This window comes from Polaribacter sp. 20A6 (assembly GCF_011378915.1).
Lineage (GTDB): Bacteria > Bacteroidota > Bacteroidia > Flavobacteriales > Flavobacteriaceae > Polaribacter > Polaribacter sejongensis.
Genome location: NZ_WTPZ01000003.1, coordinates 320,213 through 333,479, shown reverse-complemented (window position 1 = coordinate 333,479; position 13,267 = coordinate 320,213). Strand labels below are relative to the sequence as shown.

General features: G+C 31.0%; 12 protein-coding genes. 8 read left to right on the top strand and 4 right to left on the bottom strand.

Annotation, left to right across the window (positions count from 1 at the left end):
- Positions 1 to 56: 56 nt before the first annotated feature.
- The 3 genes from GQS57_RS08810 to mraZ are packed head-to-tail and all read right to left on the bottom strand — an operon-like array spanning position 57 to position 1,738.
- Complete coding sequence (locus tag GQS57_RS08810) at positions 57 to 383, bottom strand: FtsL-like putative cell division protein (protein ID WP_165732494.1); 327 nt, start codon at positions 381 to 383, stop codon at positions 57 to 59.
- A gap of 1 nt (position 384) precedes the next feature.
- The gene (gene rsmH, locus GQS57_RS08805; protein WP_165732493.1) at positions 385 to 1,284 is read right to left on the bottom strand and encodes a 16S rRNA (cytosine(1402)-N(4))-methyltransferase RsmH; all 900 of its coding nucleotides are present in this window, start codon (positions 1,282 to 1,284) and stop codon (positions 385 to 387) included.
- Positions 1,271 to 1,738, bottom strand: coding sequence for a division/cell wall cluster transcriptional repressor MraZ (gene mraZ / locus GQS57_RS08800; RefSeq protein WP_165732492.1), 468 nt, complete (start codon positions 1,736 to 1,738; stop codon positions 1,271 to 1,273). The genes rsmH and mraZ overlap by 14 nt, the downstream gene beginning before the upstream one ends.
- 201 nt (positions 1,739 to 1,939) lie before the next feature.
- On the opposite strand from mraZ, the gene GQS57_RS08795 reads away from it, so the two are divergent.
- The 4 genes from GQS57_RS08795 to GQS57_RS08780 all read left to right on the top strand — a co-directional run bounded on the left by GQS57_RS08795 (position 1,940) and on the right by GQS57_RS08780 (position 5,572).
- Entirely contained in the window at positions 1,940 to 2,704 is a 765-nt protein-coding gene (locus tag GQS57_RS08795; protein WP_165732491.1) for an alpha/beta fold hydrolase, read from the top strand.
- A 47-nt stretch (positions 2,705 to 2,751) separates the two neighbouring features.
- Complete coding sequence (gene yihA, locus GQS57_RS08790; RefSeq protein ID WP_165732490.1) at positions 2,752 to 3,363, top strand: ribosome biogenesis GTP-binding protein YihA/YsxC; 612 nt, start codon at positions 2,752 to 2,754, stop codon at positions 3,361 to 3,363.
- Between the two features lie 6 nt (positions 3,364 to 3,369).
- Entirely contained in the window at positions 3,370 to 4,056 is a 687-nt protein-coding gene (locus tag GQS57_RS08785) for an RluA family pseudouridine synthase (protein ID WP_165732489.1), read from the top strand.
- A 532-nt stretch (positions 4,057 to 4,588) separates the two neighbouring features.
- Positions 4,589 to 5,572 (top strand): integrase core domain-containing protein, encoded by a 984-nt coding sequence (locus tag GQS57_RS08780; protein WP_165732488.1) that lies wholly within the window; start codon positions 4,589 to 4,591, stop codon positions 5,570 to 5,572.
- A gap of 59 nt (positions 5,573 to 5,631) precedes the next feature.
- Here the strand turns inward: GQS57_RS08780 and GQS57_RS08775 are convergent, their stop codons facing one another.
- The gene (locus GQS57_RS08775; protein ID WP_165732487.1) at positions 5,632 to 8,016 is read right to left on the bottom strand and encodes a penicillin acylase family protein; all 2,385 of its coding nucleotides are present in this window, start codon (positions 8,014 to 8,016) and stop codon (positions 5,632 to 5,634) included.
- 98 nt (positions 8,017 to 8,114) lie between these two features.
- Between GQS57_RS08775 and GQS57_RS08770 the strand changes: the two genes are divergently transcribed.
- From GQS57_RS08770 to GQS57_RS08755, 4 genes are all read left to right on the top strand, one after another.
- Positions 8,115 to 9,278: a DegT/DnrJ/EryC1/StrS aminotransferase family protein gene (locus tag GQS57_RS08770; RefSeq protein ID WP_165732486.1), complete on the top strand. Its 1,164-nt coding sequence runs from the start codon at positions 8,115 to 8,117 to the stop codon at positions 9,276 to 9,278.
- Positions 9,279 to 9,383: 105 nt separating this feature from the next.
- Positions 9,384 to 10,394, top strand: a complete 1,011-nt coding sequence (gene galE, locus GQS57_RS08765; protein ID WP_165732485.1) for a UDP-glucose 4-epimerase GalE — start codon at positions 9,384 to 9,386, stop codon at positions 10,392 to 10,394.
- Positions 10,395 to 10,627: 233 nt separating this feature from the next.
- Positions 10,628 to 11,572 carry a TIGR01212 family radical SAM protein gene (locus GQS57_RS08760; protein ID WP_165732484.1) on the top strand — a complete coding sequence of 315 codons (945 nt, stop codon included), beginning with the start codon at positions 10,628 to 10,630 and terminating at the stop codon, positions 11,570 to 11,572.
- Positions 11,573 to 11,730: 158 nt separating this feature from the next.
- A complete protein-coding gene (locus tag GQS57_RS08755; RefSeq protein WP_165732483.1) occupies positions 11,731 to 13,086 on the top strand; it encodes a TlpA disulfide reductase family protein in 1,356 nt (451 codons plus the stop codon).
- Positions 13,087 to 13,267 lie beyond the last annotated feature (181 nt).

Here is a 13,267-nt window from a genome sequence, read left to right as displayed (position 1 = left end):
AGCAGCTACTATGTAGAATTTGGTAAGTATGCTTTTTTTGTGAGTTGCCAATTTTATTAATCTTTAATGGTTACTTTTATTTTTTTGGGAGGGGATTTTAAAGGCTCTAAACCTCTTGCTTTTGCTTTTTCTCTGATACTCGACTCCATTTTCATTCTCATTAAAATAGTACCAGTATCTACATACACTGCTCTTAACTCTCTTTTCTCTTTATTCAACTTTGATATCTGAATAACTTTTCGCTCCGCTTTGTGCGCACTCGTTATCATAATCAATAACAACACAACCACAAAAATGATGATTCGCCAATTTTTAAAAGCCGCTTCATCTGTAAGAAAACTTCCTCTCAGAAAATCGTAGACTCCTTTTTTAACTTTAGACATCCTATTTTCTTAAAGTTGCTATTCTTAGCTTAGCACTACGAGCCCTATTATTAAGCTTCACTTCTTCTACCGTTGGTACAATTAACTTACCAACTTTTTGCATTGGCTCATTACTTCTACCAAACACATCTTTCTCCAACTCACCTTTAAATAAACCAGTTCTTATAAACCTTTTTACCAATCTATCTTCTAAAGAATGATATGAAATTACACTTAAACGACCATCTTCTTTTAATAAATTAGGCATCTGTTCTAAAAACTCTTTTAAAACATCTAATTCCTCATTTACTTCTATTCGAATTGCCTGAAAAATCTGTGCAATTATTTTATGCTCTTTTGCTTTCGGCAAATACTTTTGCAACACTTGCCTTAACTGAAAACTTGTATCAATTTTCTCTTCTTGTCTTTTCTCTACAATTGTTTTTGCTATATTTCTAGAATTTCTCAACTCACCATATAAAAACAATATTTCCGCTAATTTCTCTTCAGAATACGTGTTCACAATTTCTTTAGCCGATGTTTTAGATTTTTGATTCATTCTCATATCTAAATCACCATCAAAACGAGTAGAAAAACCTCTTTCCGCTTCATCAAATTGATGAGAAGAAACGCCTAAATCTGCCAAAACGCCATCTACTTTTCGAACACCATTAAACCTTAAAAATCTTGAGATATATCTAAAATTCTCAGGTATTAAAGTAAAACGCTCATCATCAATCACATTCCCTAAAGCATCTGGATCTTGATCAAAACCAAACAATTTTCCATTAGCACCCAATCTTTTCAAAATTTCTCTTGAATGCCCTCCGCCACCAAACGTAACATCTACATAAACACCATCTTCTTTAATAGCTAACGCGTCTACACTCTCTTGCAATAAAACTGGATTATGATAATTCATCTAATTCTGTATTTCCCATTACCTCTTCAGCCAAATCAGCAAAATCATCTGCTGCATCATCAATGGCTTTTTCATACTTCTCTTTATCCCAAATTTCAATGATATTCACTGAAGAAGACATTACTACTTGCTTTTTAATACCCGCAAACTCAAACAAGTCTTTCGGAATTAAAATTCTACCAGTAGCATCTAATTCTACCATCTTTACTCCTGCTGTAAATCTTCTAATAAAATCATTATTCTTTTTATTAAACCTGTTAAGTTTGTTGATTTTTTCCATCATCAAGTTCCACTCTTTCATTGGATACAACTCTAAACACGGTTGAAAAACAGCTCTTTTCACCACAAAACCATCTTGTAACACAGAATCCAGTTGCTTTTTAAAGGCTGATGAAAACATCAATCTCCCCTTAGCATCTGATTTACACTCATATGTACCGATTAGGTTTATCACTCTTAAAACATATTAATTGAAGTCAAAAATATGTAAATTTTACCACTTTTTACCACATTTTACCACTTTATTAATAAATAACGCTTTTATTAACAATTCATTGCAGCTAGAATCTATTTTATTTTAAAAATAGTCGTTTCCGAAAACGATATTTATTTCGCAAAAAAGAATTACATTTGCTTCTAAGCCAATTAAAAATTAATGACTGATAAGTTAACAGAGGAAGGGAAATTTACATATGCAGAAGCTGGAGAAGGACCTGCGATCATTATTTTACACGGATTAATGGGAGCTTTAAGTAATTTCGACTCCACATTTGATCATTTTTCCAATAACGGATACAAGGTTTTAATACCTGAATTACCTTTATACTCATTACCCCTTATAAAAACGAATGTTAAAAACTTAGCGAAGTTTTTAAAAGAATTTTTAGAACATAAAAATATAGATCACGCCATTCTTTTAGGAAATTCTCTAGGAGGACACATAGCGTTGTATTTTACAAAACACTATCCAGAAAAGGTAAGTGCGCTTGTACTTACAGGAAGTTCTGGAATGTATGAAAAAGCGATGGGAGATAGTTTTCCTAAAAGAGGAAACTACGAATATATAGAACAAAAAGCTAGAGAGGTTTTTTACGACCCTGCAATTGCAACTAAAGAATTGGTAGATGATGTTTACAGTACTGTTAATGACAGAATGAAAGCATTAAAAACGTTATCTATTGCCAAAAGTGCCATAAGACATAATATGGCGAATGATTTACCCGACATGAAACATCCAACATGTTTAATTTGGGGAAAACAAGACGGTGTTACACCACCTGAAGCAGCCGAAGACTTTCATAAACTTTTATCGAACTCAGACTTATTCTGGATTGATAAATGTGGACATGCAGCAATGATGGAAAAACCAGAAGAATTTAATACAATTCTTCACACTTGGCTTACTTCTAGAAACATATAATTCTCGCAGAGAAATATTATAAAAATTAAAGAACCTTATACTATATAATGAAAATTAGATCTGCAGATTTTGTAATGAGCAACAGTAATGTTACGAAGGCTCCACAGGAAAGAATGCCAGAATATGCATTTATTGGACGTTCTAATGTTGGTAAATCTTCATTAATTAACATGTTGATGGAGCGTAAAGATTTAGCAAAAATCTCAGGAAAACCTGGTAAAACACAACTTATTAATCATTTTAAAATAAATGATGAGTGGTTTTTAGTAGATTTACCTGGTTACGGTTATGCTAAAGTATCTAAAAAGAAAAGAACCATTTTTCAGTTTTTTATAGAGAACTACTTCAAAGAAAGAGAGCAATTAGTATGTACTTTTGTTTTAATTGATTCTAGACACGATCCTCAAAAAATTGATTTAGAATTCATGCAGTTTTTAGGTGAAAACCAAATTCCGTTTTGTATCGCTTTTACCAAAGCAGACAAATTAGGAAGTTCTAAACTGAACAAACAAATTACTTCTTATAAAAAGAAATTATTAAACACTTGGGAAACGCTTCCTAAATCTTTTATTACATCTTCTTCAACCGGACTTGGTAGAGAAGAGTTTTTAGATTTTATTGATGGAGTGAATGAAGATGTTGCTAAAGATTTTAAATAATCCAAAATGCATTCTACTAAAGAAAATCTACAAATTTTATTTGAAGACAACCACATTATCATTGTAAATAAACGCGCAGGCGATATTACTCAAGGTGATAAAACAGGTGACAAACCTTTAAGTGATGTTGTAAAAGAATACATTAAAGACAAGTATAGCAAACCCGGAAACGTGTATTTAGGTGTTGTACACAGATTAGACAGACCCACTTCTGGTATTATTATTTTTGCAAAAACGTCTAAATCTCTAGAGCGTCTTAATAAGATGTTGCGAGAAAAAACGATTCATAAAACGTATTGGGCAGTAGTAAAAAATAGTCCGAAGAAAGAAAAGGACACTTTAATTAATTTCTTAAAAAAGAATCCTAAGAATAATAAGTCTACAGCATACGCTAAAGAAATTGACGGAAGTAAAAAAGCAATTCTTCATTATGCCGTTATTAAAAAACTAGATAATTACTCCTTAATAGAAGTGGATTTAGAAACCGGGAGACACCACCAAATTAGATCGCAATTATCTAATATTGGTTGCCCTATAAAAGGAGATTTAAAATACGGATTTGACAGAAGTAATAAAGATGGAAGTATTCATTTACACGCACGCAGAATTCAATTCATACATCCTGTAACAAAAGAACAAGTTACCGTTACAGCACCAACTCCAAAAGAAGTTATTTGGAACGCTTGCTTGTAATTTTACATTCTTAAAACACCTCCGAATATTATTTTCAACTCCAATTGTCATTTCAACGAAAGGAGAAATCACATAGCAGTGATAACACTTACCTACCTAATTTTATAGAATTTTCCACTAAGGATAGAAATGACAAACTGATTGCAAAACCGCATAACAATTGTCTTTTCGACGATAGGAGAAATCTCATAACAGTGATAACAAACACCTACCTAATTTTATATAATTTTCCACTAAGGATAGAAATGACAAACTGATTGCAAAACCGCATAACAATTGTCTTTTCGACGATAGGAGAAATCTCATAACAGTGATAACAAACACCTACCTAATTTTATATAATTTTCCACTAAGGATAGAAATGACAAACTGATTGCAAAACCGCATAACAATTGTCTTTTCGACGATAGGAGAAATCTCATAACAGTGATAACAAGGACCTACCTAACTTTATGGGATTTCTCCCAAAAGGTCGAAATTGTAGAAGTCAACTAATTCGAGGACAAAATTAATAATATTTAATTTTGTTTTTATGAGAGATAACAATCATGATTTAACATTAACACGTAATTACATTCAGAAGTATCAATTTTTGATATCTGAATATGAATTAGTTAAGAAAAAAGTTCATCCAAAATATAAATTAGTACAAGACTTTCATGTTGCAAATGGTACTGATAGAAGAAGTTTTCTCAAGTATTATAATAGATTCAAACAAAGCGGGAAACCTCAAGATCTACTACCTCAAAAACGTGGTCCAAAATGGAAAAGTAGACGTCCATTACCTTTTATTGAGCAGAAGGTAATTGACCTTAGAGAAAAAGGGAACAATAAATATGAAATAAGTTGTATTTTAAAACCAAAATTGAAGAAATTCACTCCATCTCCTTCAGGTGTTTACAATATCACTAAACGATATGGAATGAATAGATTAACACCTAAAATGCAGAAAAATAAAAGGCAAATAATCAAGAAAAAAGCAGGAGAATTAGCTCATTTAGACAACCATTATCTTCCAAAAGGTATTATCAGTAGTGAACCTAAAAAAAGATATTATCTATATGGTATAATAGATTCTTGTACTAGAGTCGTCTGGGTAGAGTTAATTGATGATATAACTGCTTTAACAACGATGTTTGCTGCACTTAAGAGTTTTAATATTCTTGCTTCTCACTATAATATTAAGTTCCAAGAAGCTTTAACCGATAATGGACCTGAATTTGGAAAGAAAATAAGCAAATCAAAAGACAAACACCCTTTTGAAAGAATGCTCTCAGAATTAGAAATAAAGCATAGGTATATTAGACCATATAGACCGCAAACTAATGGTAAAATAGAACGTTTTTGGAGAACCATAGAAGAAGATTTAATAAGGGAAACTTATTTTGAATCTAAAGAACACTTAAAAGAAGAAATTTTACAATATTTGTACTATTACAATGAGGAAAGACCACATCAAAGTTTAAATGGTCAACCTCCGAATAAGTTTAATCAAAACTGTCCTCGAATTAGCTAACCTTTACAGAAATGACAAAACTAAGTGTTTTATTTTTTCAGATGACCAAGAACAAAAAACTACTCCATCGGCTTAAAAATTACAACATTTTTACTTTGTTCAATTTCAGCTTGATTCAATTTCATTTTCACAAATTTCCCTTGTAAATACTTTTTAGTTTGATTTTTATAATACTTACTAAACACATTCCCAGATTGACCAGTTGGAATAATTGCTAAGCTATTTTCTATATCAGAAAAATCGATAACCCTTCTTGTAGATGGTCCTGCAGTTACCTTATAATACCCTGTACTATCTAATTTAAAAATCTGATTATTTATCACTTCATTTCCTCCAATAGTTTCATAAGGCCCTAAATTAAATAGTTTACGCAACAATCCACCGGCTTTACCTATTGCATGCTCATATTCTACAGAAAAAACTCTGTTCCAAGTCCAATTATCTACATTTTCACCTAACTGATTTTGCAAAAATAAAAAAGACTTTTTAAAAGACCTCAACCCAATATCGCTTCTTGTTTCAACTTTATCTTTCGTAGAAATATTATCCCACCAAACAGAATGCTCTCTATTTATTTGATTTGGCAATACTTCATCCTGCAATTGCGAATTGATAAACAACTCGAAACTATCACCCAATTCATCTTTATAAGTCGCACTTAAAAACTCATATAAAAATCGATTGTAAATTGTTGGTCCGACAGCTGTTTTTAAATAGTTTCCATCCCAATTTTCAAGTACAGAAAATGCTTTTCTTTCCGATGCAGACAAATCAGACTTATCTACACTTTTTAACAAATCACGAATAATATTAGGCACGGTAGACGACTTCACATCATAAGTCATATTCGCAACATCTTCTTTTGTAAAATCATTCTTATTATCTAATAATTCTACAATTCTTTTAGCTCTATCCTGCGGCTGATAATAACCAGGATACAATTTCCCTCTTACAGAATCTACTTGATTATTGGCCGAATACACATAGTTCCAACTTGGGTTTATAGCTTGCGGATTTTCTTCAAAAGGTAAAAACTCTAAAATCTCATCATTACCAGAAGCTCCATTTAAATAAGTCTTATAAGACAAACTATCTCTTAACTGATACAATCTTGCTGAAGAAAACCAAGCAATATTATCTTTTGCATCACCATACATTACATTCAATCCCGGTGCGTGAATTCTAGCAACTCCACTTTTAAAATCTGACATAGAGTTTGCATGAGACATTTTATAAGAAACATCTAACATTTCATTAGGTAATTGCGTGTACACCCAATTCATAGCAATAGGCCTATCATCTATAATATGTGTTATTAAATTATTCATTATAGGTCCATGTTTACTTACTTTAACCTGAAAAGTAGTATCCGCTTCATTCTTTATACGAATAGTTTTATCTCGAATCTCATATTTTTTATAACCATCTTTGGTTTTGTATTCTGCTGCATCCGCAGGATTATTTTCTTCTACATAAAAATTTAAATCATCATTTGCCAACATCGTTAAACCATAGGCATACTCTCTATTATGTCCCAATAAAGGAAATGGCATTAAAGCAATATTGAATCCATAAATTTCAAAATCTGGTGTTTTTATATGGTTTTGATACCAAACTGAAGGTTGCGAAAACCCAATGTGTGGATCGTTTTCAAAAATCACTTTTCCGTTCTTCGTTTTTTCTGGACCTAGAATCCAAGCATTACTACCAATAAAAGGAGAAACAGGTAAATCGTCCATAATTGCAGCTACTGATTTAGAAAATGTTGCTTCAACTTTAGTTGGAATACTTGTTCTGTTAATTGTTAAATACTCATTATTAATATTCAATAATTCATTCAAATAAGAATCTCCAAGTTTTTCTTTAATTTCAGTTAATAAAGGATCTGTTTTATGAGCAACGGCAAAACTAAAAGACATATAACCAAAAACATTATAAATATCTTTCATCGTATATTTTTCTTTCTCCACTCCTACCAACGTAAATTCTAAAGGTGTTTTTCCTTCTTCTATATATTGATTAATTCCATCTAAATAAGACTGCGTTAAAATATAAGATTGAGTCGTTTTATCTAAACCAGCAATTGTTACCTCTGCAGCTTCTTCAATTCCTAATCCTCCAAAAAACTGATCTACGCTCACCAAATCCTTTCCAAAAATCTCAGACAATCTTCCTGATGCAATTCTTCGCATTAATTCCATTTGCCACAATCTTTCTTGCGCATGCACATATCCTAAGGCAACATAAGCATCTTCTTGATTTTGAGCATTGATATGAGGCACTCCAATATCATCAAAATAAACGGTTACTTCTTCAGAAATATTTTTCAATTCTAACTCCCCAGAATATTTTGGATGATATGTTGTAGAGTACAACCAAACAGAAACCACTAGCAAGACTACAAGAATTAACAGAATTTTAAAAAAACGTCCTAAAAACTTCATAAAATTGATTTTTTTCAAAGATAACAGAATTATTATTTACGGATAACTACAAAGAAAATGAAAGTAAGTTCGTATTTTTGATGAGCAAAATTTTTTATATGAAAAAAATTCAAATGGTTGACCTACAAGGTCAATATCAACAAATAAAAGAAGCTGTAAATTCTTCTATAGAACAAGTTTTAGATACTTCAGCATACATCAATGGACCTTTAGTTCATGAATTTCAGGCAGATTTAGAGAAATACCTAGGTGTAAAGCACGTAATTCCTTGTGCCAACGGAACAGATGCATTGCAAATAGCAATGATGGGACTAGGTTTAGAACAAGGTGATGAAGTGATAACTGCCGATTTTACTTTTGCAGCAACTGTAGAAGTAATTGCATTGTTAAAACTAACTCCTGTTTTAGTAGATGTAGATGCAGAAACCTACAACATAGATATTGAAGCTTTAAAAAGAGCGATTACTCCAAAAACAAAGGCCATTGTACCTGTTCATTTATTCGGACAAGTAGCAAATATGGATGCTGTTATGGAAATTGCAAAAGAACACAATCTTTTTATAATTGAAGACAATGCACAAGCAATTGGAGCAGATTACACCTTTAAAGACGGAACAAAAAAGAAAGCAGGTACTATTGGAAACGTAGGAACAACTTCTTTTTTCCCATCTAAAAACTTAGGTTGTTATGGTGATGGTGGTGCAATTTTCACAAATGATGACGCATTAGCACATACAATTAGAGGAATTGTAAATCACGGAATGTACACGCGCTATTACCATGATGTAGTAGGTGTAAATTCTCGTTTAGATTCTATACAAGCCGGAGTTTTAAAAGCAAAATTACCACTTTTAGATACTTATTGTGAAGCAAGAAGAAATGCTGCTCGTTTTTACAACAAAGCATTATCCGTTTCAGAACACATTATTACACCTGTAACAAATTCGAACGCAACACAAAGTTGTGGAGAAATTTGCGATACTTGCGATTGCCATGTTTTTCATCAATATACATTGCAAATTACAAACGGAAAAAGAGATGCATTGCACAAACATTTGTTAGAAAGCGGAATTCCGAATGCGATATACTATCCTGTAGCTTTACATTCTCAAAAAGCGTATGCAGATACTCGTTACAACGAAAGTGATTTCCCAGTTACTAATGAGTTGATAAAAACAGTAATTTCTTTACCAATGCACACAGAGCTAGACAAAGAACAGTTAGAGTTTATTACAAAGACTATTTTAGATTTTGTAAACTAAAAAGGACAGCATTGTTATTTAGAGGAAAAACAACATTGCTATCTTATAATAACCAAACATATTACTGCATTACAATTCCTCTTAATGATGCATAAATAAAACAGAATGAAAAGAATATTAGTAACAGGAGGATTAGGATTTATTGGTTCTCACACCGTTGTAGAATTACAAAACGAAGGTTTTGAAGTAGTAATTATCGATGATTTATCGAACACATCTATCGGTGTACTAGATAACATTACATCTATAACAGGTATTAAGCCAGATTTTCATCAAATCGATTTAAGAATTAAAAGTGATGTAAAAAGCTTTTTCGAAAACAACAAAGTAGACGGTATTATTCACTTTGCTGCTTTTAAAGCTGTTGGAGAAAGCATGCACAAACCTTTAGATTACTACGAAAACAACTTAGGTTCTTTAGTATATTTATTACAAGAAATGAGAGACAGAAAGTTAGATAACTTTATTTTCTCTTCTTCTTGTACAGTTTACGGACAAGCAGATGAATTGCCTATTACAGAAAATGCACCTGTAAAAGCAGCAGAATCTACTTACGGAAACACCAAACAAATTGGCGAAGAAATTTTAAGTGATGCGAGTAGAGCACATGGTTTAAATATTATCGCATTAAGATATTTTAATCCAATTGGAGCACATCCATCTATTAAGATTGGAGAATTACCTTTAGGAGTTCCTCAAAACTTAATACCTTATATTACACAAACCGCTGCAGGTATGCGTGATGAATTGTCTGTTTTTGGTGATGATTATGATACCGTAGACGGAACAGCTGTTCGTGATTATATTCACGTAGTAGATTTAGCAAAAGCACACATTGCTGCATTACAACGTTTGATTAAAAAGAACAATAAAAAAGCTTTTGAGTACTTTAACGTGGGTACAGGAACCGGTAGTTCTGTTTTAGAAGTAATTAAAGCTTTTGAAAAAGCTTCTGGAAAATCTTTAAATTATAAAATTGTTCCTAGAAGAGAAGGTGATATTACTGCTGCTTTTGCAGACACAACTATTGCAAATAAAGAGTTGAACTGGAAAACAGAAAAAACGCTAGAAGAAGCATTAGCGTCTTCTTGGAAATGGCAATTAGCTCAAAAATAAAATTCTTAAAAACTCCAATCTTTACCGATTGGAGTTTTTTTTTCTTTAGAATGTTTCAGTTCTTTTTTAACAACGAGTTGAAAAACCTAAACCTATATAGGTTTTACCTAATGTAATTAACTTTAGAAATGTCAGTTCTAGTGATTCCGATTTTGGGAGAAATTTTATAGAGAACTCATATAAAAGCTAAATATTCAATAAATTAATGCTATAATTTATCAAACCTATTTTTCATGAAGATTTCAGGGAAGCGTTATTTAGATTACGCTTCGTTTATCAAATTAACCTTTGGAGAAAGGGTTCAAAAAATATCTTTAGACATTGGCTTTTCTTGTCCTAATAGAGATGGTTCTAAAGGTTACGGAGGTTGCACCTATTGCAACAACGATACCTTTAACCCAGATTATTGCGAACCCAACAAAAGTGTAAAACAACAATTAGAAGAAGGTATTTCTCGGTTTTCTACCAAATATAAAACGCAACAATATTTAGCCTATTTTCAAGCTTATACAAATACCTACTCAGATTTTGAAACCTTAAAGAAAATGTACGAGGAAGCGTTAAGTATTCCTAATGTTATTGGTTTGGTTATTGGAACAAGACCCGATTGTATTTCTGATGAAGTGATCGATTACTTATCCTTTTTATCAAAAACATATTTTATCTCTCTAGAATTCGGAGTGGAAAGCACCTCAAACAAAACGTTAGAAAAAGTAAACAGGTGTCATTCTTATGATGATAGTATTGCTACTTTTAATAAATGTAAAAACAGGGATTTTCATTTAGGCGCACATTTAATTATCGGTTTACCAGGAGAAACCAAAGAAGATTTGCTTAATCATGCCATTGAAATTTCGAAGCTACCTATAGACACTTTAAAACTGCACCATTTACAGATTGTAAAGCAATCTATCATGGCGTCTCAATACAAACGAAACCCAGAAGATTTTAATCTGTTTACACAAGAAAGCTATATTGCCTTTATAACCAAATTTGTTACTTTATTAAGACCAGATATTGTTATAGAGCGCTTTATTAGTCAAGCACCTATAGATTTGCTAATTGCTCCAAAATGGAACGGACTTAAAAACTTTGAAATGGTTGCTAAAATTGATAAACAACTTGAATTAGAAAATATTTGGCAAGGGAAGAATTATACATCTTATTTGAAAAATTAAGTATAAAAAACACTCTAATTTTCAACTTAAAAACAACCACAAAAGAGTTAATTTAGTTTGATTCTAAAATTAAAAAAAGCTAACTTAGTTAACTTCTGATATAAAACATTGAAACGATTTAATATTATTAGAGTTGTAGCACATAAAAAAAATTCTAAATGAAATCAAAGTACATATTAGTATTAAGTGTTTTATACTTACTGTATTCCTGTAAAGAAGAAAATAATAGCTTTGAGATTAGTTTAAATTCAAAGATTAAATTGGACACAATATATGTTTCCGAATTAATCACTAAAAAACCAATTACCAAAATTTATAAGGAGAACGAAATAAGAACTGTTCAAATAAATAGTCCTACTGTAGCCAACCTACACGATAAAAGATATAACAACCAATATCTGACTATATTAGCTCGAAATAAAGACTTGAATATATCGATTCTTTCAGATTCTACGATAATTACTAATAACAAGAGCGATTCTTTGGTCAACTATCTCTGGAAAAGTACTGTGCCATTTATATCTAAAAATAGTTCATTTATATTTAAAACTAAAAATACAGATTCTATTCTAATCTTATTTGAAAAATTTAGAACTAAAAGAGAAAATAAAATAAAGAAATTCAAAGAACAATTCAGTTCTGAAATAGCAGATATTTTATATTTCCAAAATGATGCAAGAATTTATTCATTTTTGTTTTTTTTAGGCAGAATATCTAAAGGGTTAAACCCAAATGATAGTTACTTTGATTTTATTAAAAATATTCCGGAAGTAAACGAAACATTAAAATCGCTTCCTGATATTTATCTCTATAAATATGAAATTGAGTATTTGAGAAAAAATAAATCGATAGAAAGTATTACTGATTTTTTAATGTTTATTGAAAAAAAGACAAATAATAAAGATTTAGCCGATTATTTAAAAGCAAACTACATTAAAGCATTGATTGAGAATCCATCATATTGGCAAAAACATGAAAAACTATTCAATACAGAAGTGTTATCTAAAGCTTTAAGTTCTGAAAAAAATAATACTTATCATTACATAATTGAACAACCTTCTTCTTCTTTTTATGCCTCTCAAAATGGAGAAATGGCATATTTATTTGATGCTCAAGATAAATTTGGAGAAAACTTTAATTTACAAAGCTTAAAAGGGAAGGTCCTTTTTATTGATGTTTGGGCTACATGGTGTGGACCTTGTATAAATCACAGACCAAGAGTAAAAGAATTTGCTGAAAAATTCAAAAACAATAATGATGTAGAAGTTTTATTTGTTTCAGTAGATTCATCAAAAGATAAATGGTTGTCTTTTATTGAAAAAGAAAATAATGAATTTGGGAAAAATCTATTTATAAGAAAAGGTATGCATACCGAATTTGGAAAAAATTATAATATTAAATCAATACCAAGATATATACTTATAGGTAAAGATGGAAAAATAATAAATTCAAATATTAATGAACCCTCAATTGCAGCTGAGAAAGAGATTGAAAAAGCATTAAAAGATAAATAACGTGCTAAACACCGTGTATAAAAAATTGCTTATTTTTAGCTTAGCCTAAGGCTGTTGCATTTTTACTCACTTCAATTTTCCTTCGGAAAATAGCCGTTCATAAAAATCGCAACTTTCCATAACACAACAACGTTAACGAAACCGAAAATCAATCACAAAAATAAAAACGAACTCTTGCTTG

What these genes read in the sequence shown, in the direction of transcription:
- GQS57_RS08760 (WP_165732484.1), top strand. Translation starts at nt 10,628, where the DNA reads ATGAAGATTTCAGGGAAGCGTTATTTAGATTACGCTTCGTTTATCAAA.
- GQS57_RS08755 (WP_165732483.1), top strand. Translation starts at nt 11,731, where the DNA reads ATGAAATCAAAGTACATATTAGTATTAAGTGTTTTATACTTACTGTAT.
- galE (WP_165732485.1), top strand. Translation starts at nt 9,384, where the DNA reads ATGAAAAGAATATTAGTAACAGGAGGATTAGGATTTATTGGTTCTCAC.
- GQS57_RS08810 (WP_165732494.1), bottom strand. Translation starts at nt 383, where the DNA reads ATGTCTAAAGTTAAAAAAGGAGTCTACGATTTTCTGAGAGGAAGTTTT.
- GQS57_RS08770 (WP_165732486.1), top strand. Translation starts at nt 8,115, where the DNA reads ATGAAAAAAATTCAAATGGTTGACCTACAAGGTCAATATCAACAAATA.
- yihA (WP_165732490.1), top strand. Translation starts at nt 2,752, where the DNA reads ATGAAAATTAGATCTGCAGATTTTGTAATGAGCAACAGTAATGTTACG.
- GQS57_RS08795 (WP_165732491.1), top strand. Translation starts at nt 1,940, where the DNA reads ATGACTGATAAGTTAACAGAGGAAGGGAAATTTACATATGCAGAAGCT.
- GQS57_RS08780 (WP_165732488.1), top strand. Translation starts at nt 4,589, where the DNA reads ATGAGAGATAACAATCATGATTTAACATTAACACGTAATTACATTCAG.
- GQS57_RS08775 (WP_165732487.1), bottom strand. Translation starts at nt 8,016, where the DNA reads ATGAAGTTTTTAGGACGTTTTTTTAAAATTCTGTTAATTCTTGTAGTC.
- GQS57_RS08785 (WP_165732489.1), top strand. Translation starts at nt 3,370, where the DNA reads ATGCATTCTACTAAAGAAAATCTACAAATTTTATTTGAAGACAACCAC.
- rsmH (WP_165732493.1), bottom strand. Translation starts at nt 1,284, where the DNA reads ATGAATTATCATAATCCAGTTTTATTGCAAGAGAGTGTAGACGCGTTA.